The sequence below is a fragment of the Gordonibacter sp. genome, assembly GCF_036667095.1.
Lineage (GTDB): Bacteria > Actinomycetota > Coriobacteriia > Coriobacteriales > Eggerthellaceae > Gordonibacter.
Window position 1 is genome coordinate 1,005 of record NZ_JAVWUP010000355.1, and the last position, 675, is coordinate 1,679.

At 60.7% G+C, this 675-nt stretch carries 1 protein-coding gene; it reads left to right on the forward strand.

Features of this window, described 5'->3' with window-relative positions; translation table 11 throughout:
- A partial coding sequence (locus RR842_RS14555) for a hypothetical protein (RefSeq protein ID WP_332730290.1) occupies window positions 1-459 on the forward strand: 459 nt, incomplete at its 5' end.
- Window positions 460-675: the final 216 nt, after the last annotated feature.

A 675-nucleotide genomic window follows, 5' to 3' on the forward strand; every position in this document is an offset into this window, starting at 1 on the left:
CACGATGTATACGACCTGCTCGACCGCATCATCGAGGCCAATATGCCCCAGGAGATACCGGCGCTCATGTTCTCCCATATCGTGGGAGGCACCGACTCTGTTGATTTCGATGTCGTCGTGCCCCAGGCCCAACCCAAAATCGACAACCTTTGCGTGCTTTTGAACAGCGGCGCTTCGACGTATGCGACAAAGCGCATCAAAGACACCATCATAGAGCTGTGGAGGAAGGTGTTAGGCCTTGATGCGGCCTCTTGCGACGAAGCACGCCTTGTTTTCGAGTTCGTCGTGAACGGCCTGTTGGGCGTCATGGCCTATCGCGCCGAGACCGGTATGGCTGTGTCGATAGCGGAGGCGGTCCATGCGCTGACACCTGAAATCCCCGAGGCGGTGGCAGCGAAGCTGCGCGCCTGTCGCGAAGCGGAGGACGCGCAAGTCGGGGAGGCGGTGCATTCCGCTTAGCACGGCAATGACCAAGGCGATGCTGGCGGCGACACGCCGGAAGAGGTGTCCGCCTCGAGGCGACCTAGAACCCTACCGTCATATGCAACTGGTAGAACACCAGGCGCGTGATGAATACGGCTGCAAGTGCGAAGACGCAAGCAAGCACCCGGAAGATGATGACGTTTCGGCGCTTCGCGCCGCGCCCCAACGTCAGGGCGGCGCAGCCTATGCCGG